Raw genomic sequence first — 24,636 nt, 5'->3', positions numbered from 1 at the left:
GCAAGCGCAACCGTTCGTGGCGCTTGACGGCAAGCCGGTGGTTGAAACGCCCGTTCGTGCCGATCAAGTTGCCAAGGCGACCGCCATGGCTGAGATCCATCGGTTGGCTGAAATCCGGGTCGATCTGCGCGGTTAACCGCATACAGCGCGGGGATCGCCAGAAGGTGATGCGGCTGGCCATCCCCGAGTTTATCCGCCGCTTTCTCATCCACATCCTCCCGGACGGCTTCCACCGCATCCGGCACTACGGCCCGCTGGCCAGCTCGACCCGCAAGGCCAACCTCACGAAGATCCGCGCCTTGCTCTGCCTACAACGTCCAGAAGACATCGTTGCGCCAAGTGCCGCGGCCGAGGCCGCCCCGCTCACCCTGCGCGAGCCATGCCCCTGCTGTGGTGGCCCCATGCGCATCATCGAAATCTTCTGGCGCGGGCAGAAACCTATGTCGCGCGCCCCACCCAGGGAGCAGGCCGCATGAGAAATCTCCTGCCAGCCATCCTCTTTTACAGAATGACACCGGCTGCTCCCTGTAGACCCGGCCAGACCGGATTGTGTCTGCCGTCACCGGTCAGACCGCTCGGCTGCATTTGTCTCCAGTCCTTCCGTGTTGTTGAAGCAATCAGGGGGTGGATCGGTCACCAGCCACGCTATCAGCCGCAACCAGATCCGATGGATACCCCAAGCGTTCGCGCACTTTCCCCATAGCCTGATCCAAGACCCCCGCGGCTTCCTCCTTCTGAGTTTTGTCATCGCGGGCTGCCACCGCAGCATGGCCACCGATGCGCCACGGCCCGCATCGAAAAACCTTCAGGGTAGCGAGCTTTCGCAGCGCAGAACACGAATATCCGGATTCGTGCGTGGGAGCGTTCGCTAAAGCTATGCCTAATAACCGAGAAAACCGACGCGTCCTAGGCACTGCACAATTTTCCGGACGCATCTTACCTGCGGTATCAGAGCGCTTGAGAAAGCTCAAATGGGCGGTGTTGCCGCCTCATCAAGCGCAGCGCATCGGAAACACGTAACTGCGGGTAGGCACGGCCTGCGCATCTACACCCGGCGCGCCCATTTGGAGACGTGAGTGACCCTACGTCATAGCGACAGGAGTGACGCATTCCGCCGTATAATCAGCTCGGCTATAAGATTTTCGTCTAAAAGGCGCTAAAAATATGAAAAAGACACGCATTCTGATACCGCTGGTCCTCGTGGCGGCGGCGGTTGGGGGCTGGTTCTATTTCGCGCGCAGCGAAAACGTGGCCGCCCCGGTCACGGCCGCTGTCACCCGCGGCTCCGTCGAAGAGACGGTGCTGGCTTCGGGCACGATGGAGGCCAAGCAGTTGGTCAGCGTCGGGGCCCGGGTCTCGGGGCAGATCGAAACGCTGGCGGTCGCGCTTGGCGATACGGTCAAGAAGGGCGACATGATCGCGCTGATCGACAGTCAGGACCAGCAGAATGACGTTCTGACAGCCAAGGCGAACCTCGCCAATATCGTGGCCCAGATCGCCGCCAAGAAGGCCAGCTTGATCAAGGCCGAGCTTGTTCTGGAGCGGCAATCCAAGCTGATTACGTCGGATTACGTCTCAAAAGAGGATCTTGAAGCGGCCCAAGCCGATGTCGATGTTTACAAAGCAGAACTCGACGCGCTGGCCGCGCAGAAAGCGAGCGTTGAGGTGACCGTCTCGACGGCGCAGATCGCGCTTGAGAGAACCAAGATCACCGCGCCGATCTCGGGCACCGTCGTGGCCATCGTCAATGACGAAGGCCAGACGGTGAACGCCTCGCAAAGCGCACCGACCATCGTCAAACTGGCCGTTCTGGACCAGATGGTGGTGAAGGCGGAAATCTCTGAGGCTGACGTGGTGCATGTGCAGCCCGGCCAGACGGTCGTTTTTACTATCCTCGGCGAGCCCGATCACGAATTCACTGCCACCGTGCGCGCGGTCGAACCTGCGCCTTCGGAAATCGAAAGCAGCGATACGATCTCGACCGACGAAGCAATTTATTACAATGGCTTGCTGGATGTGGATAATCCAGATCACCTGCTGCGTATCGGGATGACGGCCGAAGTGTCGATCATTCTCGACAAGGCCGAGAATGTGCTGACCGTGCCCTCCTCGGCGTTGACCAAGGGGCCACAGGGCTACACGGTGAAGCTGTATGATCCGGCCAGCGGCACCTCGACGATACAGGCGGTTGAGCTCGGGCTAAACAACAAGGTCAGGGCTGAAATCAAATCGGGGCTGAGCGAAGGCGATCGGGTGGTCACGGGCACCAGTGTCACCGCTGCCAAGTCGTCACAAGACGACACCCGCATGCCTCCGATGAGGCTGTAAAATGGGGGATCCTCTGATTTCAGCGCGCGGTGTCTCGCGCAGCTTCCAAGCCGGGGATGAGACCATCACCGTCCTGCGCGACGTCGACGTCGACATCTGGCCGGGCGAGATGGTGGCGATCATCGGTGCGTCGGGTTCGGGCAAATCGACTTTGATGAACATTCTGGGCTGTCTCGACCGGGCAAGCGCGGGCAGCTACGCCTTTGCCGGTCAAGATGTGAGCCAGCTTGACCCCGACCAGCTTGCCCAGCTTCGGCGCGAGCATTTCGGCTTTATCTTCCAGCGCTATCAGCTTTTACCCGATCTCAACGCGGTGGGAAATGTTGAAGTGCCCGCGATCTATGCTGGCGAAAGCCGCGCGGCGCGGCATAAGCGTGCATCCGAATTGCTCGGTCAACTCGGCTTGGCCGAGCGGCTGGATCACCGCCCCGGCGAGTTGTCGGGCGGTCAACAGCAGCGGGTCGCGGTGGCGCGTGCGCTAATGAATGGTGGCGGGGTGATCTTGGCGGATGAGCTGACCGGGGCGCTTGATACGACAAGCTCGAAAGAGCTGATCGATCTACTACTGGATCTCAACCGCAAGGGCCACACCATCGTCATGGTCACCCATGACCCCGAGGTCGCCCAGCATGCGCATCGCACAATTGAGATCAGCGACGGGCGGATCATCTCGGACACCCGCACCGCCCCCGCGGATCGCGCGAATGCCAACCGGCTAGAGCGCCCGCCCCTGAAACCGGGCAAAGGCGCGGCTTTGTTGCGGTTGCGCGAGGCCTTTGACATGTCGTTCAAGGCGCTGCTGGCGCATCGGGTGCGCTCGGTGCTGACGATGCTCGGGATCATCATCGGCATTGCCTCGGTGGTGCTGGTGGTGGCGCTGGGGACTGGCACGCAACAAAAGGTTCTCGACAATATCTCATCGCTTGGGACCAGCACGATTACGGTGCGCTCGGGCTCTGGCTTTGGCGCGCGTGATGCCAATCGCGTGCAGACACTGATGCCCTCGGATGCCGATGCGCTGGCGCTACAGCCTTATGCAGACAGCGCCTCGCCCTCGGTCGCAACCAAACGCACAGTTGTCTATCGCAACACCTCTTCGGATGCCTCGATCAACGGGGTGAGCGGGGATTATTTTCAGGTCCATAACTACGTCACCGTGACTGGCTCCACCTTTGGGCCTGAAGATATTACAGGTCGCACGCAAGTCGCGGTGATCGACGAGGATACAAGTGACACGTTCTTTGACGCCGATTTTGACCCGGTGGGCAAGGTGTTGCTGCTGGGTGGTATACCGGTGCGAGTGATCGGGGTGGTGCGCTCAAGCGGTGCCAGCTTTGGGCCGGAATCGCTCAATGTCTGGGTGCCCTATACGACAGTGATGGCGCGAATTTCGGGGCAGGATTTTCTGGATAGCATCTCGGTGCGGGTCAGTGACGATTACGACACCACGCTTGCCCAGAAAGAGATTCAAGAGCTACTGACCACGCGCCACGGCACCAAGGATTTCTTCTTGATCAATACCGACACGATCCGCGACACGATCACCTCGACCACGCAGACGCTGACGCTTTTGGTGGCGATGATCGCGGTGATTTCGCTGATCGTGGGCGGGATCGGCGTGATGAATATCATGCTGGTTTCCGTGACCGAGCGCACGAAAGAGATTGGCGTGCGCATCGCGATTGGGGCGCGGCGTTCCGATATCGTGGCGCAGTTCCTGATCGAGGCGGTGCTGGTTTGCCTTACGGGGGGCGTTTTAGGCATCGCTGGCGCGCTGATTGGCGGGCAGCTGGTGGGCTATTTCTCAAGCGATGTGCAGCTGAGCTTCTCGGTTACGGCAATCGTCGTCGCCTTCCTGTCCTCGACCCTGATCGGGATCACTTTCGGCTTCCTGCCAGCACGAGCCGCGGCCAGGCTCGATCCAGTGGTGGCGCTGAGTCGCGAGTAAGGAAAGTGGGCCACGGGGCGCGTATCAAACGATACTTGCAACAATTGTGAAGAGGGTGCTCCATTTTCGTCTGCCTCTCCCAAGGCCCAATGACCGGTTCAGGGAAATTGCGTTATGAAACAAATCCGAGGTCGAAAGGGAGCTCTGGGCCGTATGGGGCGGAGCCTTCTAAACGCCTTTTGGGATCGGTAAGACATTCCGCAACATCGCGATATAGTTGCGCTCAATAAAAAAAACGAACCAGGATCATGCCTTGACGCCGTTGGATGACGAAGACGTGCCCCACCTACAGCAAGAAGTTCAACGATTGTTGGGGCGATGTATATTGCGGCTGCAACAGTATGAACGACTAATCAAGGCCTTGGTGGCGCATCATAGCCTCTCAGGACCGATTCATGACTTGGAACGAGTTCGCGCCGCACGAATTGACGGCACGGCCCGCAAGACGCTCGGCTCCTTAGTTGGCGATCTCCTCGGATCCTATGTCGTGGCCGATGAGATCGGTCCGCCAGAAGGCACGACGAACAACTTCCCCGAAGCCCCTGACTGGTTCACCATGCAAATGACGGTTCGCCTTCCGGACACGGGCTTCGCGCGGCTCGAGTGTGAATTGAGAGACATGGTCGATCTGAGGAACAATCTGGTTCATCACTTTATCGATCATCACGACCTCTGGACCGCAGATGGATGCCACGATGCGCAAGATGCCTTGGTCGCGGCCTACAGCCGCATCGACCAGCACCTCGCACAGCTTCAAGAATGGGCTGAAGATATGCAAAAGCTGCGACTGGCAGCGGCGGAGGCCATGCAGACGCAGGTATTTAAAGACTTTCTCATCAATGGGATTTCTTCCGACGAGACCGTAAACTGGATTGCTTCGGGTATCGTCATCGCCTTGCGAGAAGCATTCGATGTATTGGCTGACGATGGATGGGCACTGCTGGCAGAGGCTGAGAAATGGATCACGGCACGGCATCCCGAGCAACTGCCTTCTAAGTATGGGTGCCAGAGTTGGCGGCAGGTTGTGCACAAGGCGCCGAACCTGGACCTTCGGTATTTTGTGATTGACGGAAAACGCTCTGCTTTCTACCGGCCACAAACGAGTCAATAGACATTGCGTTGAAACATTCGCCTCGAATGGTCGACATGCCTCACCCAACGGCAGTTTTTGAGTAGCCGCACCGCAGAAAATTCAGCTAAGCGAATGTCGGCTCTGGGCCGATTGCAATGATTCTGCAGGCGGAGAACGAGGAGAGAATGTGTGCGTCGGGCGGCTCGCGAGTATTAGGACAATCATCAGCAATTTTCATGGCTTCCCGTGCTTGGTTGTCGCCTTCGCCGGATACCCCACCGAGACATTGCGCAGCTCAGTTGTTCCGATCTGAAACCCTGCTGCCAAGTGGGTGTGCCCGAAGAGCCATCGATCAGGCTGGAAGCGGTTGATCAGATCGCTCAGGTCCGAGGCATAGGCTTGCGGCACCGGGCCGCTTGGCGACAGTGCGAAAGGATGGGGCGCGTGATGGGTCACGACGATGGTCTCACCTGCAAACGGTTCTGACAATCGCGATTCCAGCCATGCGACATGGTCACGATGCAGCGCAACCGTGTCGAGCGGGCGCGCTTTGCGAAAGCCCGCGTGCGCAACCCGGATATAGCGGTAATCGTTCATGATCCGCGCAGCCTCGGCAGCATTCTCTTCCAACGTTCCAGCCCCCGCGCGCATGTCTGTCCAAAGCGTGCAGCACAGATAGCGCGTGGTGCCATGAATGATCACAGATTTCTGCGCAAACTTGGCGCCGGCTGTGTGGGCGATCTCGGCAAGCCGGTCATCGCCATCCAGACGAAAGTCGTAATAGTCGTGATTGCCAGGAAATACATGGACGCGCTCCAGCGGGATGCGCTCGCCGATTAGCGTAAACGCCTGCTTCCAGCGCACCCGGGGTTTGTTGGTCAGATCGCCCGCAATGATCAGCAACTCGACACCGTCGAAATCGATCTGGTCGAGCGGGTTGAGGTCCGCCTGATGCCAGAGGTCGAGATGCAGGTCGGCCAAGATTCGTATGTTGGTCATGATCGGTTCCATGATTTCAAGGACAGGGCTGACGGGGCTTATGCGCGATAGGCTGTTAATCCCCTTCACCACGGCGCGGTTCTGAGCTCGCCTCAAAGGAAGGGATCGAGACGATGCGCACTCGGTGCGAGGCGTCCGTCTTTGCGTAGTTCCGCCAAGAACCCGTCATCACGTTCACCGAGATTGTAGAACGGATTGCAACTCCGGGCCCAACCCTTAGCAGGCTGCAAGTTCATGAGAGGCGACGTCCGGACGCGCGCGCCCTCGCGCAGATGCGGGTGGCCGGAGACTTGTCCGACAAGCAAGGGAACACCACTTTCCTTGATCGGGCACCACCTTTGAAGAAGGGGGGCATCAGCAAGATCCTCAATCGAAGGGTTGGATGTGCTGAGGCTAACGATCCAATCCTCAAAGTTAACGATTTCGAAGACGCGGCGCGTTTCAGCCAAGCCTATATCCTTCAGCGTGATCACGAAAAGATAGGTCTGATAGAGGGGTTCAGGGCAGGATCTTCCCGGATATGCCGTTTCAATTTCTCGGAATCCGAGCCTCGGTCCCTGAGAGAGCGCAACTGCTCAATCCGTTCGAGGTAGGGTTGCATGGCGAGGGTGGGCCTCGAGGTAGTCATGGCGGCAGTGTCATCCTTGGGTGGAGGGACTGTTGGGTGGATGTTACTCTTGTTTGCGCGCCTTGGGAACACATAAGATATTGAAAATAAATAGTTTATTTTTCGCAAGATGCGATTGGCAGGCGAGTCCCCTGAGTTTGTTGGCTCAGAAGGCCACACGACGGCTCTCAAAGCCGTTTTTTCGCACAATTCTTCTAAGAGGTCCTTGCGGCCTTGCCTCGTGCGCCAGTTGAACAAGCGACCTTCCGGGACTGCCACGTCACATCAGAATGATCGGAGCCAGCGCAAGTCAGGCCCGGTTGCACCTACTCTCCACGTCTGGGGGACCTGATTTTGCAAAGCCTACATTTTCCCGATCTACGGCATCGCTATTTCGGACACGCACACAGTCCATGTGCTACTGATCCTCAATACAGACCAGATCGCCATCGGGCATAGGCCTTTGCAGCCCTTGCGCAGCCTCGATTGGAGCACTTAGCCAAACTTGCCATTCGTCGGGCTTGGTCAGGATCACCGGCATCGCCTTGGGATACACAGCGGCCACCTCAGCGTTGGGTATCTGCGCATTCCTGTCGACATGTCGCGGGTCATCTGGATCATGACGGCGAATAATCTGGAGGGCACATTACCTGTTCCGTGATCGCTACGGCCGTCCCGGCAAAGGCAACGACAAGGGCAATGCGGAAGGTCTGGTCGACTACTCCCGCCGCAACTTCATGGTCCCGATCCCGCGGTTCACCTCTTGGGACGCGTTCAATGCCGATTTGGAAGGCCAGTGCCGCAAGCGCCAGGCGGATATCCTGCGCGGCCAGTCCGAGACGATCGGACAACGCCTTGCGCGAGATTTGTCGGCGATGTCCGAAGTTCCTACGGCGCAGTTCGACGCCTGCGATCAGGCTACCGGACGGGTCAGTTCGCAAGCGCTGGTGCGCTACAAGACCAACGATTACTCGGTGCCGGTCGCCTATGGCCACCGCGACGTCTGGATCCGCGGTTATGTCGGGGAGGTGGTCATCGGCTGCGGTGGCGAAGTGATCGCACGCCATCCCCGCTGTTTCGAGCGTGAGGACATGGTCTTCGACCCGGTGCATTATCTTCCGCTGATCGAGCGTAAGATCAACGCCCTCGACCAGGCAGCCCCCTGGCGGAATGGGACCTGCCGCCGGCATTCGCGACCCTGCGCCGCCTGATGGAGGCGCGGATGATAAAGGCCGGGCGCCGCGAGTATGTTCAGGTTCTGCGCCTGCTCGAGACCTTCGACAACGACGATCTGCATGCCGCCGTGACGAAGGCGCTGCAATTGGGTGCGGTTGGGTTCGATGCAGTCAAACATCTCGTCCTCTGTCAGGTCGATAAACGGCGACCGAAGCTGGACCTTGATGTCTACCCATACCTGCCGCGCGCGGAGGTTGGGACCACGTCGGCGGCAAGTTACATGTCCCTGCTATCGGGAGAAGCAAGCTGTTTCCCACATTTCATTCATGTAGCCATACTCGCATCCCGGCCCACCGCGCACAGAAATCCTTAGCCCTTTTCCGAATTTCTTCATCAGGGTTCAGAACGAAGAATGTCCTTGGACTATATCGTGCTGCACGCACGGCGAACCCAGGTAGACCAAACTCTTCAAGCCAAAAATCGACCTCGGCATCGTGCCCGCCCGGTCGGCGGGTATTGTGGTGATAGATCACTGCACATCTTCCACAGGCGAGGGCTTGGGCTTCCTGCAAGGGCATCTGTTTTCCGAACTTTGCCGCTCCTTTTCGTTTGTCCTGATCATCGATGATGCCGTTATCAGGGTCCGCGAACACAAGGTCGCATGTTGAAAGTTGGTCAATCACGTTGGAGAACCATTCCCGTCGCCAAGCTCTGCGCGCTTTTACTGTGATGCCGGTCATGTCGAGGCTTTCATCAGAAGAGGCAGCATCTTTCAAAACTGGTAGAAGCGACGCGATCGAACGCTCACGACTTACGATATCCTTGAGGTGGTGGAACAGTTCCGGATCAAGAGCCTCGTATTCCTCCTGCCGGTTGAGATAGCCAATGTGCCGACCATCATCATTATACGCTTCATCGGGAAATCGATACCAGGCGACACCCAGCTTCCGGCCAGGAGAAACAGCACGTAGAAGCCCGAGCTTTACGAAGTCCCCGACATCACCAGCGTAGCGATCTTGCATGTAAACCTCTGAATCTGTGCGATCTGATGGACTCGGCGTGGAGGTCCGGACGCATTTGTTGCGGGCGGATATTTCGGCTGCCGTATCCTAGAAAAATGGTTCTTGATAGCCAGGCTGATCGGTATCGCATCAAACCTCTGCAATCGGAAAATGTTGCAAGTGCCCAAGCTGCCGACATCTATCCTCAAATACGATGCATGATGCGGCAATGGCCGGTTCGGTGTCGCTGCAAGGCAGCATCTGACGCCGGTGCGAATGTCCGCTCCGGGCCGAGTGCGCCTATTTCACACTTCAACACTCACGGCCCCCCTCAATCTGACATGACAACCGCCAGAATAGTCTCGGACAAGTCCGGCCCGACCCGCTGGAACCCCAACAATCTTGCCACAGCTTTGGTCATTTCTTCGGGCGTCATGATGCCACTTTCATTGCGTATGCGGGTCACTGCTGCAGAGATTTCCATTGGAGGCAAGCATTCGGCTTTCAAGATCGCACCCGTTTCGGCCCTACGGTCACGAACTGGCGGAGCGATGGCTTGCCCTTCGGTCAGGACGAACTTGCCCACTATTTTCAGACTATTGTCCCTGCGGTTTTGCACCGCCCTTAAGGCCCGCTGGGTCGTTTCAACGATCCGGGCACCCGTTCTAGCCTTGCCAAATGCTGCTGCAATCCTTCGCGCGATCTCGCCCATATGTATCGGGCCTTCGATCTCGACAATCTGGACGATCAGATCACCGATCTGCCCCTGAGGCGCTTCGTGTGGCTCAACAGCGCTTCGGACGGACAATTCCGCACGCTGATAGGCAGGGGCCGTAAGTTCCAGATGTCCAATCTCGATCGGCGTTGTCGCATCTGGTGCAGCCTCAGCCACTTGGAGCATCCCTCCGTTATTCGCGCCGCGAACAGAGATTCCATCTGAGGCCAACTCTTTTGCAGTCAAAAGGGCTTCTGCGAGTCGGCGGACCTCATGTTCGCGACGGTGAAACCAATCCGTGCTCCAAATTCGGTGGAAACGCCACCCAAGGTTCTCCAGAACATCTTGGCGTAGACGGTCACGTTCGCGCGCCCAAAGTGCCGAATGATAAGCCGCCCCATCACATTCGATAGCCGCGATATACTGACCTGGTCGGTCAGGGTGACGCACCCCAATGTCGATACGAAAACCTGCCGTGCCAACCTGCGGGTCTGCCTCATAGCCAAGGCCTTGAATAACGCGGATCACATCCTCTTCAAACTGGCTATCTGCATCAAGGCCAGTTGCGACTTGTTCTTCAATGATACCGGTCTTTGCATAATCAAGAAAGCGTTTCAGGACACGCGGGCCGTCCCTCGATGACCGGCTTGGATCTATATCGCCGGGATCGAACGAGGCAAAAACTTCACAGCGGATTCTGGCGCGCGAAAACAACACATTCAGGCGTCGCTCTCCGCCTTCACCGTTCACAGGCCCGAACGACATTGACGCCAAACGCCCATTCGGTTCCTGCGGGCCATAGCCGACCGAGATCAAGATCACGTCGCGCTCATCGCCTTGCACGTTTTCGATATTCTTAACAAAAACATCTTCAGCACGCCCTTCACGCAGAAACGCATCAAGAGTAAGGTCGCGGCGGCGCTCATATTCCAAAGCCTCAGTCAACGTATCGGACTGCGCCTTAGAAAAAGCGACGATGCCGAGCGACAGATCAGGGCTATTGCGGGCATGTTCAGCAACGGCTTTGACGACATACTGCGCCTCAATTTTATTGGTTCCAGCCCGCGCGCTTGTGGTTTTTCCGCGCGCATAGACGCCCGGCACGCGGCGGAATTTCAAACCGTAATTTGGGTCAAGCTGCAACGGTGACGGTGGCAGCACAAGATTATCATCGTAGAATTCAGCATTCGATACCCGGATCAGCGACGGATCGCGCGAACGGTAGTGCCACTCTAGCATGCGCGACCGCAATCCACGTGCCTCGCAGAGGGACAGAATACTTTCCATATCCGCCGCGGAAGCCCCCGCAGATATTTCGTCGTCGCCCTCCTCATCGTCAGAATCGTCGACAAGTCGGTCAAAGAACGACGTAGGCGGCAGTTGCTTTTGATCCCCGACCACCACAATCTGGCGCGCGCGGGCTATCACGCCCAGTGCATCCTCGGGCCGAATTTGCGATGCTTCGTCAATCACCAACAAATCAAACATCACCGTGCCCGGCGGCAAAAACTGCGCCACCGAAATTGGGCTCATCAACATGACAGGCTTGATGCGTTGCACCATTGATCCCGCATTTTTCATCACCCATCGAATAGGCTTATGCCTGCTTTTACGACCAATTTCTCCGCGGATCACCCCCATCTCGCCCATGCTGCCCCTAGGGATCTGTGAAAAATGGCGCGCAAGAATTAAGGCTTGGGCATCATTCAAACGCGCGCGCTCTTTTTCCTGAAACATCCGAACAAGGTCATGGCGGTCCAAGCCAGCCAGCCGCTCTAATTCTGGCTTTGCGATGCGCGCTGCATTCCAGCGTGCCTCGGCACAGGCATAGATGAATTCGTCCAGTGCAGCAGCCGGTTCGGCGCGACCATCGGCAACAGCATCGATCACCCCGCCAGCTCCGCTTTCGACCGTCTGCGCTGTTGCACGGGCCAGTGCAGCCCAGTCCGCATAGCGCCCGCTATCCACCCCCATCTGTTTAAAGGTAGCGGCAAGATCCGTAAGATCTGCGTCCATCAGATCGGGCGCAAGGTCGGATTGTTCAAGATCAAGCTTCAACCGGGCAATTGGCTTTTCAGCTTTTTGTTGCGCATCGCGCACCAATGCAGCCATTGCTTGGGCTACTTGCGCAGGGGCATCAAATTCCGACAATGCGGTCAGAATGTCGTCTGTGGCTGCAAAACTAGCAGCCTTCGCGCTTGAGAGCCACGTTGAAATAGAGATTAATCTATTAAAATCAGTGCGTTCGCCACGCCAATTTTCGCCCACCGCAGCTTGGAGCCAAGCTTCCTCATCGGCAAGACGCTGCCTGTGGGTTTGCACGTTGAGCAATTCGTCAACCAAGCCCAATCGGTCTGCTGCAAGCTTTGGCAAAGGGCCTGACAACAGACCAGCTAACACACCTGACGCTTTGCGATATGGCCCAAAGAGCCGCGCAAAGAATGAGGATTGCCCGGCCAAGATGGTGGATCGCAACGATCCGATTTCAGCAGACCACGCCGTTGCCGTGAACCGGTCCTCGGCCTCACGGCGCGCCTCAACCCAATCAATGCCAGCACTCAAGGCCTCAATCAAGCGAGGTTGGCCCACCCGATCAAATAGGTTTTGCGTGACGAAAGTTTGCACCTGTTCAGGCGCTGCCGCCAAAACCTCCAAGCTGGCCACCAATGCGGTGACATCGGCAAGCGACCTTGCCGCAGTCTGACGCAATGGTAATGACAGACGTGCGGCGTCAATGGAAACAGCTGTTATCGCGGCAGTGGCCGCCTCCAACTCACCAACCAAGCGGGACAGGTCTGTTGGCTGAAGGGTATCCTCGCCTACACCACGGTAAGGATGCACCTCTGGTGCGCCAATAGCCTTCAGCGCTTCGACAAAGCGCTCGATGGCCTGAAGGGCTGCCTTTCGTTGCTGCGGCCCGAGACTCTCAAGACCCTCAAGCGGAATGGATGGCGGTTGTGCGCCCCGCCCAATCAGGCCGATGATCTCGGACATTGCACGGAAAGGCGTGTCACCTGATTCACCCACCGGCATGTGTAGCAGATCAGAAATCCTATTTAGCGCGTCGCGGTTCTGGCGCAGGCCCGTCGCATCGGACACTTCCGGAACCGCCGCCGCGCTGACCATCAATGTCCGGCCAAGCTCTTGCGCCAACGCCTTCTTGTTCGCGCTGCGAGAGTGCAATTCCAAACAAATATCGCGCAGGCCCGACCGCACAAGACGGTGATGCACAACCGACAATGCCGCCATCTTTTCCGCGACGAAAAGCACAGACTTGCCATCATAAGCCGCTGCCGCGATCAGGTTGGTGATAGTCTGCGATTTCCCCGTGCCCGGTGGTCCCTGCACGACAAGATTGGACCCGTGCCGCACTTCTTCGATCACCTTGGTCTGCGAAGCATCGGCGTCAACAACCTGAATAATATCCGCCGGGTCAAGCAGCACATCAAGCTTTTCATCGGGTCCGAAAATCGATGTGCCCCCATCAAACCCTTCGGCCAACAGTCCACCTAAAAGCGGGCTTTCCGTCAGCCCGCCGTCTGGCCACGCAGAAGGATCAAGGTCGCGGTGCATCAGCAATTTCGCGAAAGAGAAAAATCCAAGCTGCATCCCGTCCGCATCAATCGTCCACTCCGACTGCCCTGAAACCGCATCTATCACGTGATCAAAATAGGCCGAAGGCTGCCACGCCTCGCCCTCGTCAATTTCGGGCAAAATGATGCCGAAATCCTGCCGCAAACGTTCTTGCAACGACAGGTTGGTCGTGATGTCGTCTTCCCGCGCACGGATGTCAAAGGTTGAGGTGCGTTCATTGCGCACCAGCTCAACCGGGAGCAGCACCAACGGCGCCTCACGCCAAACATCAGAACTACTGCTTTCGCGCCATTTCAGAAACCCGAGAGCGAGATAAAGGATGTTTAGCCCCTGCTCTTCCTCGGCTGTGCGGGCATCGCTGAAAAGCCGCAAAAGCCGACGCGCCTGCGCCTCAGGGCCAAGTGGCGTTTCAAGAAACTGGTCGGTGAACCTCTCGAGGTTTGCACTCTCGGGCGCCTCGCTCTCATCAGACAAAAGGCTAAACTGGCCGTCTTCCTGATCCTCGCCGGATTTGCGATCCTTGCCCATCGGCTTGAACCGCATGCGTTTGGCCCGATCGCGTAACAAATCAAAGATGTCATCCGAGCGTTCATTGATGATGTTCAGCGTATTCGACCGTTGGTTCGCCCTATTTACATGGATCAATCTGTTGCGGGTGCCTGTCTCCAACAGCTTACGCCGCGCGTCATTCAGAACTTTCGTTGTCAAACGATCAACAGAATTAAGCATGGAAAACAAACCTTTCGTCAAATACGCAGCAATGCAATAACAGCACAGTTAAACAGCCAGCACCAGATGTGGACCTGTCGCGGTTTGATGCTGCTCCTTTGATAGCATTTATTGCAACAAAGGAGACTGACTGTGGGACTTAAACGGACGGACGAATTTCGTAAGGACGCAGTGAGCATCGCGCTGACTAGCACCGGCATCATGACCAGCGAAGAGGGCATTTTTGCGGTTCAAAGCGATAGGCCGGATTGTGCGCTCAACGGTATTATTGTCCATCTCGATGCGGCCGTCTGTCAGAAACAAACACAGTCCATCCCAGTATTTTGCGATGTATTTAAGCGCTTCGCCCAGAGGGGCCTTGGCTGAGAGGCGCGCTCTGTTGGCCGTGAGCCACGCCTCAAACGTGGCGATCAATGGTGCTGACCGGTCTTGCGGTGCGACCAGTCGTTCCTCGGCGGTCAGGCCCCGGACACTCTTTTCGATCTGTTAGAGTGCAGCGATCTGCTTCAATCCCGCTTCAGCGATGGGGGCTGCGCTCGCCGACAAGATTGGACGCGCGCCGGGCTCATGTGAAGTCACCGATATTGACCGGTATAAGCGCTTCGTCGCGATCTGGCGCCAAAACGGGGAAGACCTGAACGCTTGGCTTGTTCGCAATGGCTGGGCCGTCGCGTATCGGCGTTATGGGCGGGACTACGTGCCCCAGGAAGACGCGGCTAGGAAACAACGAGCCGGTATCTGGGCGAGCGATTTCATGATGCCTTGGGATTGGCGCCGATGCTAATATGACGCTGACGATGCGGGGGCGGTCCACATTTGATGTTACCGTAACTCAGACTGACGAGCAGGACGGACAGGTTCCGAACCTTCGCTGCGCCTGTAAACTAAATTGGTCAACTTGAAGAAAGCGGACGCTCAGGGCTGCGACGCATTCTGATAAATGGGACATGAAGCGAAATTAGGCTTCACGAGGGAAGATTTTCTTGCAAGCAGCTTGAAGAAGGGCGGGAGGCGCGAGCTTCCCGCCCTTCACATTTTCCAGAGGAAGATTTGGATCGGACGGAATAAGGCTCTTTAGAGTTCAGGACCACGATGCGTTTTGCAACGCACCCCGAAACATCTAAATATTTGTATTAGAACTCTGAATCGGCACAAACCCCACCTGGAGCCCAAAGGGACGACCTATCTTCTCGAGCGTTTCCAAGGTCGGATTTGCTTTACCCCCCTCCAGGGCGATCACCTGAACCCGGGTCAGACCAAATCGTTCAGCGAACACGGCTTGTGTCATACCCAGAGATTGGCGCAAATCACGAACCGCATTCGGGAAATCGAGTTCGCCTGAGGCCGCTTTCCGAAAGATCTCCTCGCGACGTGTGCGCTTTTCAATTTTTGTAAGAGGCTTCACGGCCGGCATTGGACATCCTCCAAGGCTTCAATCGCAGCGATCATCTGATCGGGCCTGATGGCCTGCTCAATAACTTTGTCCGGCACGCCCAGTTCAGCAGCGGCACCTGGCAAGTCGCGCAGCGCAGGCAACATACCAATCAATGCCTGGCGCACTTCGTCGACACTCAAACCTTCACAAGCCACAGCATCGCACACCGCAGCCCAGTCCGCACCGAGATCTCGCCCCTCGAGGCAACGCCACCGGCTCTGACGTGCGATACCTGCATCCGAAAGGCGCATGGGCGCAAAATCGAACAGCGGAGCCAAGCGAACCCCGCCGTGTGCCGGGCGCTGCATGGCCGTATTGCGCCCATGATTGTCCGGATTCCCGGCGGCCATATTGAGGACATCTCTCATAAGATACTCTAGCCTGTCCGCTGCGGGGTCATCGCTGTAGAGATCTATGATTTCAAGGTAGTCCTCATGCGCTCTGGATATGCCGAAGTCAGAGACGCCAAGAGCCGAAGTCAGGCTTTCCTGCCCATGGAGCAAGACCTTTCCATCAGCGACCTCCCGATCAAACCGCGGCATGATCAGCACACCAGGTTCGTAGCGCAAAGCCGCTGCACAATTCAGACCAAAGGATCTGGCCAACTCCAGATAGGGTGCCTCTGCTTCAAGGATCAGCCGATCATTGTCGCTCGAAGATTTCAGGAGCTTGATGATGACATGCTCGAGCCCATCTTCAGTTCTGACAAAAGGATCCGGATACCAGAAACCATCTCGCGTGGAACGAGTCATCAGGGCTTTGGGCCATTCACCCTGCACACCGCTGGAGCCGGAGGCAAGATGTGCAAACCGATCGACAACATCCAGGAACCGTTCAGTGCGGTTGAAGATGTCCTCATCCATCAGAGGGGGGCACTCGAGACCTGCGATGCGCTCCTGTTCAGCTTCCCAAGCTTCCCGGATGCGCAGATTTCCAATGGGGGCTCCCCCCGCACGGCGTAACAGCTGAAGCTCGACAGCTGGATCGTCAGGTCGCAGCCCTTCTTCTCGCGCAATGCGTGCGCGAGCCGCCCCCTGAGGCATGAGGTCGAGGAGCCAGGCTGGCCAGCGGTCAGATTGATGATAAGAGAGATCCACCGGGTAACGCAGCGACAACGCACGGCGATCGATAACATTCCCTTTGAGGGCATCGACGGAGGCCATCTCCGCCCAATAGTCCGTGTCATAGCTCGTGTTCGTCGCACCTGCGATCCCGCGATCGGGCTCTACGAATTTGACATCAGCTGCATCACGCCACTCACCGTCGACATGTGTCTGAATAGTGAAGTCCATTAAGTGCCCCTATAACGATACTCTTTTTCCATATAGAGGAGCAAGAGTATCTCTTCAAGGATACATTTAATAGCATCACCTTTCAGTTTCTCCAGGTGCTCCACTCAAATTTCCGCAGGTATCCGTGACACCACAGGCCAGATAGACGCGAACGCCAGTGCCAGGCCCAATCATGCGGCTTCCACCGCGCGGATCAGGGCTGTCAGCGCGGACGGGTCCACCGTGCTGTCAAAACGCAAGCTGCGCCCACCATTCAGGCGCAATTCAACCGCACTCGGTGGCGACGCTTCAGCGGTCGACACCGTAAACAACGCGTTGATCCTCAATGAAGGCGATCATCGCTTCAGTGGGCGGTCGAGTTCCGCCTGCGCAAAATAAGCTGACGCCTTACGCAGTATCTCGTTGGCCTGGCGCAATTCCCTGTTCTCGCGTTCGAGCGTTTTGATCCGATCCCGCTCCTCGGTCGTCACGCCGTCGCGCATGCCACTGTCCTTCTCGGCCTGTTTGACCCATCCGCTCAAGGTCTGGGGAATACAGCCGATCTTGGGTGCAATGGCCGCAATCGCGCCCGCCTGCGTTTCGTATGAGCCTTGATGCTAAAAGACCATCCGGACCGCGCGCGCGGACCTCAGGTGAGTAGCGATTTGCCATTTTGCTTTTTGTCATAACCATCATCCTTACTTAAGTTGATGGTCTCCGACAGACCCGGGGCGATTCATCAGATCTGCCACGATCCGCTTCAGCCGTGCATTCTCGTCCTCAAGCGGCTTCAGCCGACGCATCTCATCGGGCAACAACCCACCGTATTTCTTCTTCCAGGCGAAATAGGTCGACTGCCCGATCCCGGCCTTGCGACAGATCTCGGCAATGGACGTGCCTTCCTCGCCTTGCTTCAGAATGAACGCCTTCCGCGCTTCCGTGAACTTCGATGCTTTCATGCGTTTCCGCTCCTCTCCCAGCCAGGAAAGCTTAGCGGAAAACTCCAGTTTCAAACGGTCCAATTTTCAGGGGGCAGAGCACATCGGCCAGCACAAGCTTTGTGAATCCAGGCCCCGCGAGACGCCCAACCTGCATCACCGAGCTCGGGCCCATCCCCCACTGAGCAGGCGCAGCCCTGCGACGGACCATAGTCCAATGGTTCTGCAACGATCTATAAATGATGATAAACATGTCAGAGATTAGCACAGTCGGTCTCGATGCGCTGTGCGTGCAATGAAGATTGTGCGTTCCCGCACTCATCATCGCGATGACAGGCATCACTTGCACCTAAAGGATTGCTGTAGAAACGTTGTGGGCGCCAACTGACTTTAACGGGGCTTGGGGCGAAGTTCCTGACGATGTTGAAAACAAGTGCTGGCCAAACGGGGTGTAGCCTACACTTAATTTTCGTGAGATCTTTCCGCTGTGCCCCAAAGGGGGGCAGTCGAGGGAAAATTCGCTATAAAATTAGGCGGCTCGAAAATTTTCCAGTTAAGCTGTAGGGGCAGTCAAATTGCTGTTGACAGCTTTGCGATGCTAATCTTAGCGTGATTGTATCGCCGAGCAAATGCGCTCGCAGAGGCGGAACCTAACCTCAGATATGTCGGCAATTTTGCCCCAAAGCAGTCTCTGCTTTTGGGGCTTTGGTCGTTGGAACTTGGCAATGAAGCGTATCGAACTCCCGCTAGGACTTTTGTTCTCAAATACCGGCCCATATGGCAAGGTAGCTCATACGCTGTTGAATGGCGCACGCTTGGCTTGCGCCGAGATCAATGCAGATCCCGAATCCGGTGTCACGTTTCATCCGATTCACATTGATCCTAAAGGCATATTGCAAAATTACGCTCCAGCCGTTCAGTCACTGTTTGATCGCGGGATCCATCATGTTTGCGGATGCTACACGTCTTCAAGCCGCAAAGAAGTAATCCCGCTCTTCGAGAAACACGATGCACTACTATGGTATCCGACCCACTATGAAGGCTTCGAAAGCTCGACCAATGTGATCTATACGGGCGCAGCTCCCAATCATCACATGTCACCACTTATAGACTTTTTATGTTCTCGTTTCGGGCGGCGTGCCTATTGCGTCGGTTCGAACTACATCTGGGGGTGGGAAAGCAACCGGGTGATGCGTGAAGGCCTGCAAAAGCGGCACGGAGAAATCTTAGCTGAACGTTATCTGGCTGTGGGCGAAACTGACCTTGAAGATATAATTTCTGAAATTTTCGAGACGGAGCCAGACTTTGTCTTTAATGCGATGATCGGCGAGTCTTCATATGCTTTCTTCCGGGCGTTTCGAAAAGCTTGCGAGGCCCGCGGTATCGATCAAGCGAAGCGCTTTCCGATTGCTAGTTGCAACTTGTCGGAACCCGAATTGCGCGCGATCGGTCCAGAGAGTGCTGATGGCCAGATTAGTTCGAGTGTCTACTTTTCTTCACTAAAATCTCCGCGGAACGCGCAATTTGTTGCGGCTTACAGCAAGTTGTTCCGTGACGGACCGGTTGTCTCAGCCGAAGCAGAAGCCGCATATATTGCCGTTCATATTCTGGCAAAGACGGTGGCTCAGACGGGCACAACAAAAGTCAGTGAAGTGCTGAAGGCCGTAGCAGGACAGGCTTTCGATGCGCCACAAGGCCGAGTCATGATCGATCCCCATAGTTTCCATGCGGCATTAACTCCCCGGATTGGCCTCTCGCGTTCCGATTTTGAGTTTGACGTTCTTGTTGAAGCGCCGGAACCGGTAGCGCCTGATCCTTATCTAGTCTCTTCGGCGAGCGAGTATGAAGTAGCGTCGCGTCGAGCCAATGTGAGGATAGTTTCATGAAAACGGCCCGCATCACTCAAAACTTTAGGGGCCGGAAGGCCATAGTCTTTTCATCCGAAGGGCGCTCACTTGATCTGCTAGAGCAAACAATGCGCCGTCTCGGGCTTGAGGCTGATATTCGCCCGTTGCAAATGCGACAAAGCCTTGAGCTGCCCGACGGGTTACATCGCGAGCATCATATCGTTTTATTCGATGGCGACATGACCCTTCCCGCCGCTTGGCCTGAAAGCTATGGCGCGGAGACGCCGTGTCCAACAATCGGTCTGGTGGGCATTGAGGCACCGAGTCGGCTTAAAGCGCTCTTGCAGCTTGGTGTGCAGGCCTTCCTGTCGAAACCAATACATAGTGGCTCAGTTTATTCGGCCCTGTATCTCGCAGTTAACGAGTTTAACCGCATGGATGCCTTGCACAGAGACTTGCATGATCTCAGTGATCGCCGCCGCAAACGCATCCATGTTATTCGAGCCGTGACGGCACTTATGCGCCAGCGTGGACTGAGTGAGGACGCTGCGTATAGCATTCTTCGAAAAGACAGCATGCGGGAGCGCGTGAGCATCGAGGATCATTGTTTTGATCTGATGCATGCACAGTCTGACGACGATCCAAACAGCAGAGAAACCAACAAGAGGGGTCAAGCGCGGTAGCGTCTCAGACCCCCAATACCATCGCAACAAGGAGTTTAAAATGACCAGGAAACTGATCAGCACCGCTTCGGTGCTCGCTACCCTATTGTCTTTTGCCGGGCCCATTTTGGCGCAAGACACCACGCCCATCAAGATTGGTGTGCTTGAAGACCAGTCTGGGGATTTCGCGCTTGCAACGATCGGCAAGGTGCATGGTATCCAACTTGCAACGAAAGAGATCAATGACGCAGGCGGCATCGCCGGGCGCCCAATCGAGTTGGTGGTGTATGACACCCAGTCCGACAATACGCGCTATCAGGAATTCATGCGCCGGGTGCTTCAGCGCGACAAAGTGGATGTTGTTTTCGCAGGCTTCTCCTCGGCCTCGCGAGAAGCTTACCGCCCGATCGTCAATCAGTTCAACGGCTTGGCGTTTTACAACAACCAGTATGAGGGGGGAGTTTGCGACGCCAATATGATCGTGACCGGTGCCGTGCCCGAGCAGCAATTCTCGACGCTGCTTCCCTACATGATGGAGAAATACGGCAAGAACGTTTACACGATCGCGGCCGATTATAACTTCGGTCAGATCTCGGCTGAATGGGTGCGCAACATCGTCAAAGAGAACGGTGGCACGATGGCGGGTGAGGAATTCATTCCGCTGGGCGTGTCGCAATTCTCGCAAACAATCCAGAACATCCAGAAGGCCAAGCCCGATTTCGTAGTCACGCTACTCGTGGGAACGGCGCAATCGTCTTATTACGAACAGGCCGGCGCGGCCAATGTGGATCTGCCAATGGCATCCTCGGTCAACGTCGGACAGGGCTATGAGCACAAGCGTTTCACGCCCCCGAGCCTGAAGGACATGTATGCGACCGTGAACTACATCGAAGAGGTGGATACGCCGCAAAGCAAGGATTTCGTCAAGCGCTTCCACGCGATGTTCCCCGACGAGCCTTACATCAACCAGGAAGCCGAGAACTCTTACGCTGCCGTCTATTTGTATAAAGAGATGGTCGAGAAAGCTAAGGGCTCGACCAAGATCGACGACGTGCGTGCCACGCTGGCCGATGGGCAACTTTGCTACGACGCCCCCGAAGGCAAGATGTGTATTGACCCCAAAAGCCAGCATACCTCGCACACGATCTATCTCGCGCATGTGAATGCCGATCACTCGATCGACTTCCCGAAGAAATGGGATGACATCAAGCCTTACTGGCTGGGTGACGTGGGCTGCGATCTGACCAAGAATGATCCCAGCGCGCAATACACGCCCTCCAGCTTGCCTCCCAAGCTGTAACGCGTCCCTGACGGATGCGGGGTTTATGCGCCACGCATCCGTTCCTCCTTTCCGGTCTTCGCCGGTCGACTTCCGCCAAGAAAGGGATGCTCCATGGAGTTCCTCTACTCTCTTTTCAGCTTTCTCTATCAGTTCGGAGACGCCTTCGCCTTCCTAGTCCTAAGCGCGTGTGGTCTTGCGGTGATCTTCGGCATGATGGGGGTGATCAATCTGGCCCATGGTGAGTTCATCTTGTGTGGTGCCTATGTGTCCACCAGTGCAACCCACATGGGCGTGCCGCTGCCAATTGCGATTGCGCTCGGCTCGCTCGCGGCGGGGGTCGCCGGGATGATTGTCGAGGTCGCGATTATCCGACCGCTTTATAAACGCCCGCTCGATACGATCGTTGCGACATGGGGGATATCCATGATCGTCACCCAAGGCACCCTGATCGTGCTGGGCACGACGATGGCTGGAAGCGGCACACCCTTTAGCAGCTTTACCGTCGGCGATTATTCTTACTCGGTCTATCGCGTGGTGCTGATGGCCATGGCGGTGCTGACGCTTGTCGCCTTGTGGCTCATGTTCACCAAAACCCGCTTTGGCATTCTTGCGCGCGCAACCATCCAAGTCCCCCATGTTGCCGAGGCGCTCGGGGTCAACACCAACCTCATCTACAGCCTGACCTTCGGGCTGGGCGCGGCCCTCGCGGGGCTTGCGGGCGGATTATATGCGCCCACCATGACGCTGGTGCCTACGATGGGTGCCTCTTTCATGGTCGAAGCTTTCGTTACGGTTGTCGTGGGTGGGGCCGATATCTTCCTGGGCACGGCGCCTGCGGCTGTTGTGCTGGGCTTTATCAAGGCCGGGCTGACCTCTTGGCAAGGCCAACTCGCTGGTCAAATCGGCATGTTGCTCGCCGTCATCATCGTCATTCGTATTTTGCCGCGCGGCATTAGCGGTAAGATCCTGAAAGAAAGGGCCTGACGTGAATAGCGCATTCCGTTTTACTTCCTTCCTGAAGCTTGTCGAGGGACCGCAGACCTTGGGCAAAGGCCCTAAATTCTGGTCGGGTTTCGCGCTTGTGCTGCTCGCAGCCTGTGCCTACCCGATGTTCGCCGACAGCTATGACGTGGGTAACAACGTCTATTTCTTCAACTGGCTTTTCATGGCGATGGGACTCAGCTTGATCTGGGGATATGGTGGGTCTCTCAGCTTCGGTCAGACTGCCTTTTTTGGTATCGCGGGTTACAGCTACGGCGTCTTGACGATCAATCTGGGCGATGCGTATGGGCTGACTTTGATATCGCTTTTGCTAGCGGTCGGTATCAGTGCTCTGGCTGCCGCGATCTTGGGATACTTTCTGTTCTTTGGTCGCATCAGCGGGGTCTTTCTTGGCATCGTGACCTTGTCGGTGACCTTGGTGCTTGAACGCTTCATGGCGCAAACGGCAGCGCCGTTCTGGGCGATCGGAAAAGCGCGTCTGAATGGCTTCAACGGAATGGGCGCGATGCCGTCCCTTACGATCCCGTGGCCGGGCGGCAGCATCGTGCTCTATCCCGATGTGACGCTGTATTACGTCACCTTGGGTCTGCTCGCGCTATGCTATCTGGGGCTGCGCATTCTTGTGAATTCGCGCTTTGGAAATGTCATCGTCGCGATCCGCGAGAACCCGCTGCGCGCAGAAATGCTGGGTTATGACGTGCGCAAGTATCAGCTTGGCACCTTCGTAATCGGCTCTGCATTGGCCGGTTTGTCTGGCGTGCTTTATACGTCATGGGGCAATTACATCACGCCCGCCTCGATGGGGATGACCGCCGCATCGTTGCCCATCGTCTGGGTTGCCGTTGGCGGACGAACTGATCTGACGACGACGCTGGTCGGCTCGCTCGGTGTCCTGATCGTGTTTCAGTCTTTGACAATCTACGGCAGCCAATACGCGTTGGTGGTGATGGGCGTCTTGCTGGTGGTGACAGTGTTGGTCGCTCCCCGCGGCGTTGTGATTGCGCTGATCTCGTTGTTCTCCAGAGGTAAACCAAAATCCGAAGGAGAGCTCTGATGGCACTTCTTGAAACACATCAGCTTAACAAACATTTCGGCGGACTTTACGTCACTGGAAATGTCGATTTCGCGCTTCAACCTGGTGAAATGCACTGTCTGATCGGCCCTAACGGCGCTGGCAAAAGCACCTTCTTTAAACTGATCTTGGGCGAGCATCTCCCTGATAGCGGCAAGATATTTTACGACGGTAAGGATATCACGCGCGACAAACCTTTCGAGCGTATCCGGCGCGGTATTAGCGTGAAGTTCCAAGTGCCTGGCATTTTCAAAGAGTTGAGCGTTCGGCAGAACCTTACCATCGCCCTTCAACACCATGTGGCACCACGCCTTCTTAAAGAGGAGATCGACCGGCTGCTTGAGTTTCTTAAGCTGTCTCGCGATCACATGCAGCTCGCAGGCAATCTCAGTCACGGCCAAAAGCAATGGCTTGAGATCGGGATGGCGGTCGCGCTCAAGCCCAAGCTGTTGCTGCTGGACGAACCCACCGCGGGCATGACGCCGGACGAGACCTTCGCAACGGGGGAAATGCTTCAGGCGCTCAATCGTGAGGGCATGACCTTGTTGGCGGTCGAACATGACATGGCCTTCGTGCGTCAGATCGCGCATCAGGTCACGGTCCTCCATTTCGGCAAGATATTTGCGCAAGGCACGATCAACGAAATCGTGGCCGATGAACGCGTGGCCGCCATCTATCTGGGAGAAGTCGATGCGTAAAGAAGCCCTACTAGATGTCATCAATCTGCGGGCAGGCTATGGCGGGAAACCGGTCCTTCAAGGTGTCGATTTTCAAGTGCGCGAAGGTGAAATTGTCGCCGTGATCGGACGCAATGGGGTTGGGAAATCGACCCTGATGAAGACCCTGATCGGGCTCTTACCGACGGATGGCGGCTCGATAAACCTGCGCGGCACGTCCATTGACCCTTTGTCCTCACATAACCGCGCGCGCAAGGGCATCGGCTATGTCCCGCAAGGTC

At 56.6% G+C, this 24,636-nt stretch carries 19 protein-coding genes, 5 pseudogenes and 1 other annotated feature; of the genes and pseudogenes, 13 read left to right on the top strand and 11 right to left on the bottom strand.

Translation table 11 applies throughout. The annotated features are described in order from the left end of the window. Positions 1-137: 137 nt before the first annotated feature. From QZ571_RS15765 to QZ571_RS15750, 4 genes and pseudogenes are all read left to right on the top strand, one after another. Positions 138-476, top strand: a pseudogene (locus QZ571_RS15765) (transposase); the annotation flags it as partial. A 688-nt stretch (positions 477-1,164) separates the two neighbouring features. Further along, complete coding sequence (locus tag QZ571_RS15760) at positions 1,165-2,328, top strand: efflux RND transporter periplasmic adaptor subunit (protein WP_295536834.1); 1,164 nt, start codon at positions 1,165-1,167, stop codon at positions 2,326-2,328. Between the two features lies 1 nt (position 2,329). Next, positions 2,330-4,276 carry a MacB family efflux pump subunit gene (locus QZ571_RS15755; protein WP_295536833.1) on the top strand — a complete coding sequence of 649 codons (1,947 nt, stop codon included), beginning with the start codon at positions 2,330-2,332 and terminating at the stop codon, positions 4,274-4,276. 253 nt (positions 4,277-4,529) lie between these two features. Then, entirely contained in the window at positions 4,530-5,387 is an 858-nt protein-coding gene (locus QZ571_RS15750; protein WP_295536832.1) for an OST-HTH/LOTUS domain-containing protein, read from the top strand. Between the two features lie 195 nt (positions 5,388-5,582). Here QZ571_RS15750 and QZ571_RS15745 read toward each other — a convergent pair whose 3' ends face one another. From QZ571_RS15745 to QZ571_RS15740, 3 genes are all read right to left on the bottom strand, one after another. Continuing rightward, complete coding sequence (locus QZ571_RS15745; protein WP_295536830.1) at positions 5,583-6,347, bottom strand: metallophosphoesterase; 765 nt, start codon at positions 6,345-6,347, stop codon at positions 5,583-5,585. 92 nt (positions 6,348-6,439) lie between these two features. Beyond that, complete coding sequence (locus QZ571_RS18525; RefSeq protein ID WP_366929963.1) at positions 6,440-6,820, bottom strand: DUF6634 family protein; 381 nt, start codon at positions 6,818-6,820, stop codon at positions 6,440-6,442. Positions 6,821-7,372: 552 nt separating this feature from the next. Beyond that, positions 7,373-7,510, bottom strand: a complete 138-nt coding sequence (locus QZ571_RS15740) for a hypothetical protein (RefSeq protein WP_295536828.1) — start codon at positions 7,508-7,510, stop codon at positions 7,373-7,375. A gap of 88 nt (positions 7,511-7,598) precedes the next feature. On the opposite strand from QZ571_RS15740, the pseudogene QZ571_RS15735 reads away from it, so the two are divergent. Further along, positions 7,599-8,503: pseudogene (locus QZ571_RS15735) on the top strand (IS21 family transposase); the annotation flags it as partial. Here QZ571_RS15735 and QZ571_RS15730 read toward each other — a convergent pair. The 3 genes and pseudogenes from QZ571_RS15730 to QZ571_RS15720 all read right to left on the bottom strand — a co-directional run. Continuing rightward, positions 8,451-9,152, bottom strand: a complete 702-nt coding sequence (locus QZ571_RS15730) for a hypothetical protein (protein ID WP_295536827.1) — start codon at positions 9,150-9,152, stop codon at positions 8,451-8,453. The pseudogene QZ571_RS15735 and the gene QZ571_RS15730 overlap by 53 nt on opposite strands. 310 nt (positions 9,153-9,462) lie before the next feature. Next, positions 9,463-14,169: a DUF3320 domain-containing protein gene (locus QZ571_RS15725; RefSeq protein WP_295536826.1), complete on the bottom strand. Its 4,707-nt coding sequence runs from the start codon at positions 14,167-14,169 to the stop codon at positions 9,463-9,465. A gap of 189 nt (positions 14,170-14,358) precedes the next feature. Beyond that, positions 14,359-14,700: pseudogene (locus QZ571_RS15720) on the bottom strand (transposase); the annotation flags it as partial. On the opposite strand from QZ571_RS15720, the gene QZ571_RS18520 reads away from it, so the two are divergent. Next, entirely contained in the window at positions 14,693-14,953 is a 261-nt protein-coding gene (locus QZ571_RS18520; protein WP_366929962.1) for a thermonuclease family protein, read from the top strand. The pseudogene QZ571_RS15720 and the gene QZ571_RS18520 overlap by 8 nt on opposite strands. Before the next feature lie 336 nt (positions 14,954-15,289). Here QZ571_RS18520 and QZ571_RS15715 read toward each other — a convergent pair whose 3' ends face one another. The 5 genes and pseudogenes from QZ571_RS15715 to QZ571_RS15695 all read right to left on the bottom strand — a co-directional run. Further along, complete coding sequence (locus tag QZ571_RS15715; RefSeq protein ID WP_038132059.1) at positions 15,290-15,583, bottom strand: helix-turn-helix transcriptional regulator; 294 nt, start codon at positions 15,581-15,583, stop codon at positions 15,290-15,292. Then, positions 15,571-16,896: a HipA domain-containing protein gene (locus QZ571_RS15710; RefSeq protein WP_295536822.1), complete on the bottom strand. Its 1,326-nt coding sequence runs from the start codon at positions 16,894-16,896 to the stop codon at positions 15,571-15,573. The genes QZ571_RS15715 and QZ571_RS15710 overlap by 13 nt, the downstream gene beginning before the upstream one ends. Before the next feature lie 170 nt (positions 16,897-17,066). After that, positions 17,067-17,207 carry a hypothetical protein gene (locus QZ571_RS15705; RefSeq protein WP_295536835.1) on the bottom strand — a complete coding sequence of 47 codons (141 nt, stop codon included), beginning with the start codon at positions 17,205-17,207 and terminating at the stop codon, positions 17,067-17,069. Continuing rightward, positions 17,172-17,277 (bottom strand) — a sequence feature (AL1L pseudoknot). (Overlaps the previous gene by 36 nt.) Continuing rightward, a pseudogene (locus QZ571_RS15700) lies at positions 17,191-17,562 on the bottom strand (transposase); the annotation flags it as partial. It overlaps the preceding feature by 87 nt. The gene QZ571_RS15705 and the pseudogene QZ571_RS15700, both read right to left, overlap by 17 nt. Before the next feature lie 53 nt (positions 17,563-17,615). Beyond that, positions 17,616-17,834, bottom strand: a pseudogene (locus tag QZ571_RS15695) (transposase); the annotation flags it as partial. A gap of 704 nt (positions 17,835-18,538) precedes the next feature. On the opposite strand from QZ571_RS15695, the gene QZ571_RS15690 reads away from it, so the two are divergent. The 7 genes from QZ571_RS15690 to QZ571_RS15660 all read left to right on the top strand — a co-directional run. Then, entirely contained in the window at positions 18,539-19,699 is a 1,161-nt protein-coding gene (locus QZ571_RS15690) for a transporter substrate-binding domain-containing protein (protein ID WP_295536820.1), read from the top strand. Then, a complete protein-coding gene (locus tag QZ571_RS15685; RefSeq protein WP_295536819.1) occupies positions 19,696-20,343 on the top strand; it encodes an ANTAR domain-containing protein in 648 nt (215 codons plus the stop codon). Before QZ571_RS15690 ends, QZ571_RS15685 begins: the two co-directional genes overlap by 4 nt. Before the next feature lie 40 nt (positions 20,344-20,383). Next, positions 20,384-21,622 (top strand): urea ABC transporter substrate-binding protein, encoded by a 1,239-nt coding sequence (locus QZ571_RS15680; RefSeq protein ID WP_295536817.1) that lies wholly within the window; start codon positions 20,384-20,386, stop codon positions 21,620-21,622. Between the two features lie 93 nt (positions 21,623-21,715). Next, positions 21,716-22,588, top strand: coding sequence for a branched-chain amino acid ABC transporter permease (locus QZ571_RS15675; RefSeq protein WP_295536815.1), 873 nt, complete (start codon positions 21,716-21,718; stop codon positions 22,586-22,588). Between the two features lies 1 nt (position 22,589). Continuing rightward, positions 22,590-23,660: an ABC transporter permease gene (locus QZ571_RS15670; RefSeq protein WP_295536814.1), complete on the top strand. Its 1,071-nt coding sequence runs from the start codon at positions 22,590-22,592 to the stop codon at positions 23,658-23,660. Continuing rightward, positions 23,660-24,376 (top strand): ABC transporter ATP-binding protein, encoded by a 717-nt coding sequence (locus QZ571_RS15665; protein ID WP_295536813.1) that lies wholly within the window; start codon positions 23,660-23,662, stop codon positions 24,374-24,376. The genes QZ571_RS15670 and QZ571_RS15665 overlap by 1 nt, the downstream gene beginning before the upstream one ends. Beyond that, positions 24,369-24,636: ATP-binding cassette domain-containing protein (locus tag QZ571_RS15660; protein ID WP_295536812.1), on the top strand; the 268-nt coding region annotated here is incomplete at its 3' end. The genes QZ571_RS15665 and QZ571_RS15660, both read left to right, overlap by 8 nt.

Source organism: uncultured Thioclava sp. (assembly GCF_913064665.1).
GTDB lineage: Bacteria > Pseudomonadota > Alphaproteobacteria > Rhodobacterales > Rhodobacteraceae > Thioclava > Thioclava arctica.
The sequence above is the reverse complement of the archived record's forward strand: the minus strand, read 5'-3'. Positions and strand labels throughout refer to the sequence as shown.

Bases quoted from the DNA above. Each gene is read 5' to 3' on its own strand.
- QZ571_RS15725 (WP_295536826.1), bottom strand. From the start codon at position 14,169: ATGCTTAATTCTGTTGATCGTTTGACAACGAAAGTTCTGAATGACGCG.
- QZ571_RS15760 (WP_295536834.1), top strand. From the start codon at position 1,165: ATGAAAAAGACACGCATTCTGATACCGCTGGTCCTCGTGGCGGCGGCG.
- QZ571_RS15675 (WP_295536815.1), top strand. From the start codon at position 21,716: ATGGAGTTCCTCTACTCTCTTTTCAGCTTTCTCTATCAGTTCGGAGAC.
- QZ571_RS15685 (WP_295536819.1), top strand. From the start codon at position 19,696: ATGAAAACGGCCCGCATCACTCAAAACTTTAGGGGCCGGAAGGCCATA.
- QZ571_RS18520 (WP_366929962.1), top strand. From the start codon at position 14,693: ATGGGGGCTGCGCTCGCCGACAAGATTGGACGCGCGCCGGGCTCATGT.
- QZ571_RS15665 (WP_295536813.1), top strand. From the start codon at position 23,660: ATGGCACTTCTTGAAACACATCAGCTTAACAAACATTTCGGCGGACTT.
- QZ571_RS15690 (WP_295536820.1), top strand. From the start codon at position 18,539: ATGAAGCGTATCGAACTCCCGCTAGGACTTTTGTTCTCAAATACCGGC.
- QZ571_RS15755 (WP_295536833.1), top strand. From the start codon at position 2,330: ATGGGGGATCCTCTGATTTCAGCGCGCGGTGTCTCGCGCAGCTTCCAA.
- QZ571_RS15715 (WP_038132059.1), bottom strand. From the start codon at position 15,583: ATGCCGGCCGTGAAGCCTCTTACAAAAATTGAAAAGCGCACACGTCGC.
- QZ571_RS15680 (WP_295536817.1), top strand. From the start codon at position 20,384: ATGACCAGGAAACTGATCAGCACCGCTTCGGTGCTCGCTACCCTATTG.
- QZ571_RS15730 (WP_295536827.1), bottom strand. From the start codon at position 9,152: ATGCAAGATCGCTACGCTGGTGATGTCGGGGACTTCGTAAAGCTCGGG.
- QZ571_RS15710 (WP_295536822.1), bottom strand. From the start codon at position 16,896: ATGGACTTCACTATTCAGACACATGTCGACGGTGAGTGGCGTGATGCA.
- QZ571_RS15745 (WP_295536830.1), bottom strand. From the start codon at position 6,347: ATGACCAACATACGAATCTTGGCCGACCTGCATCTCGACCTCTGGCAT.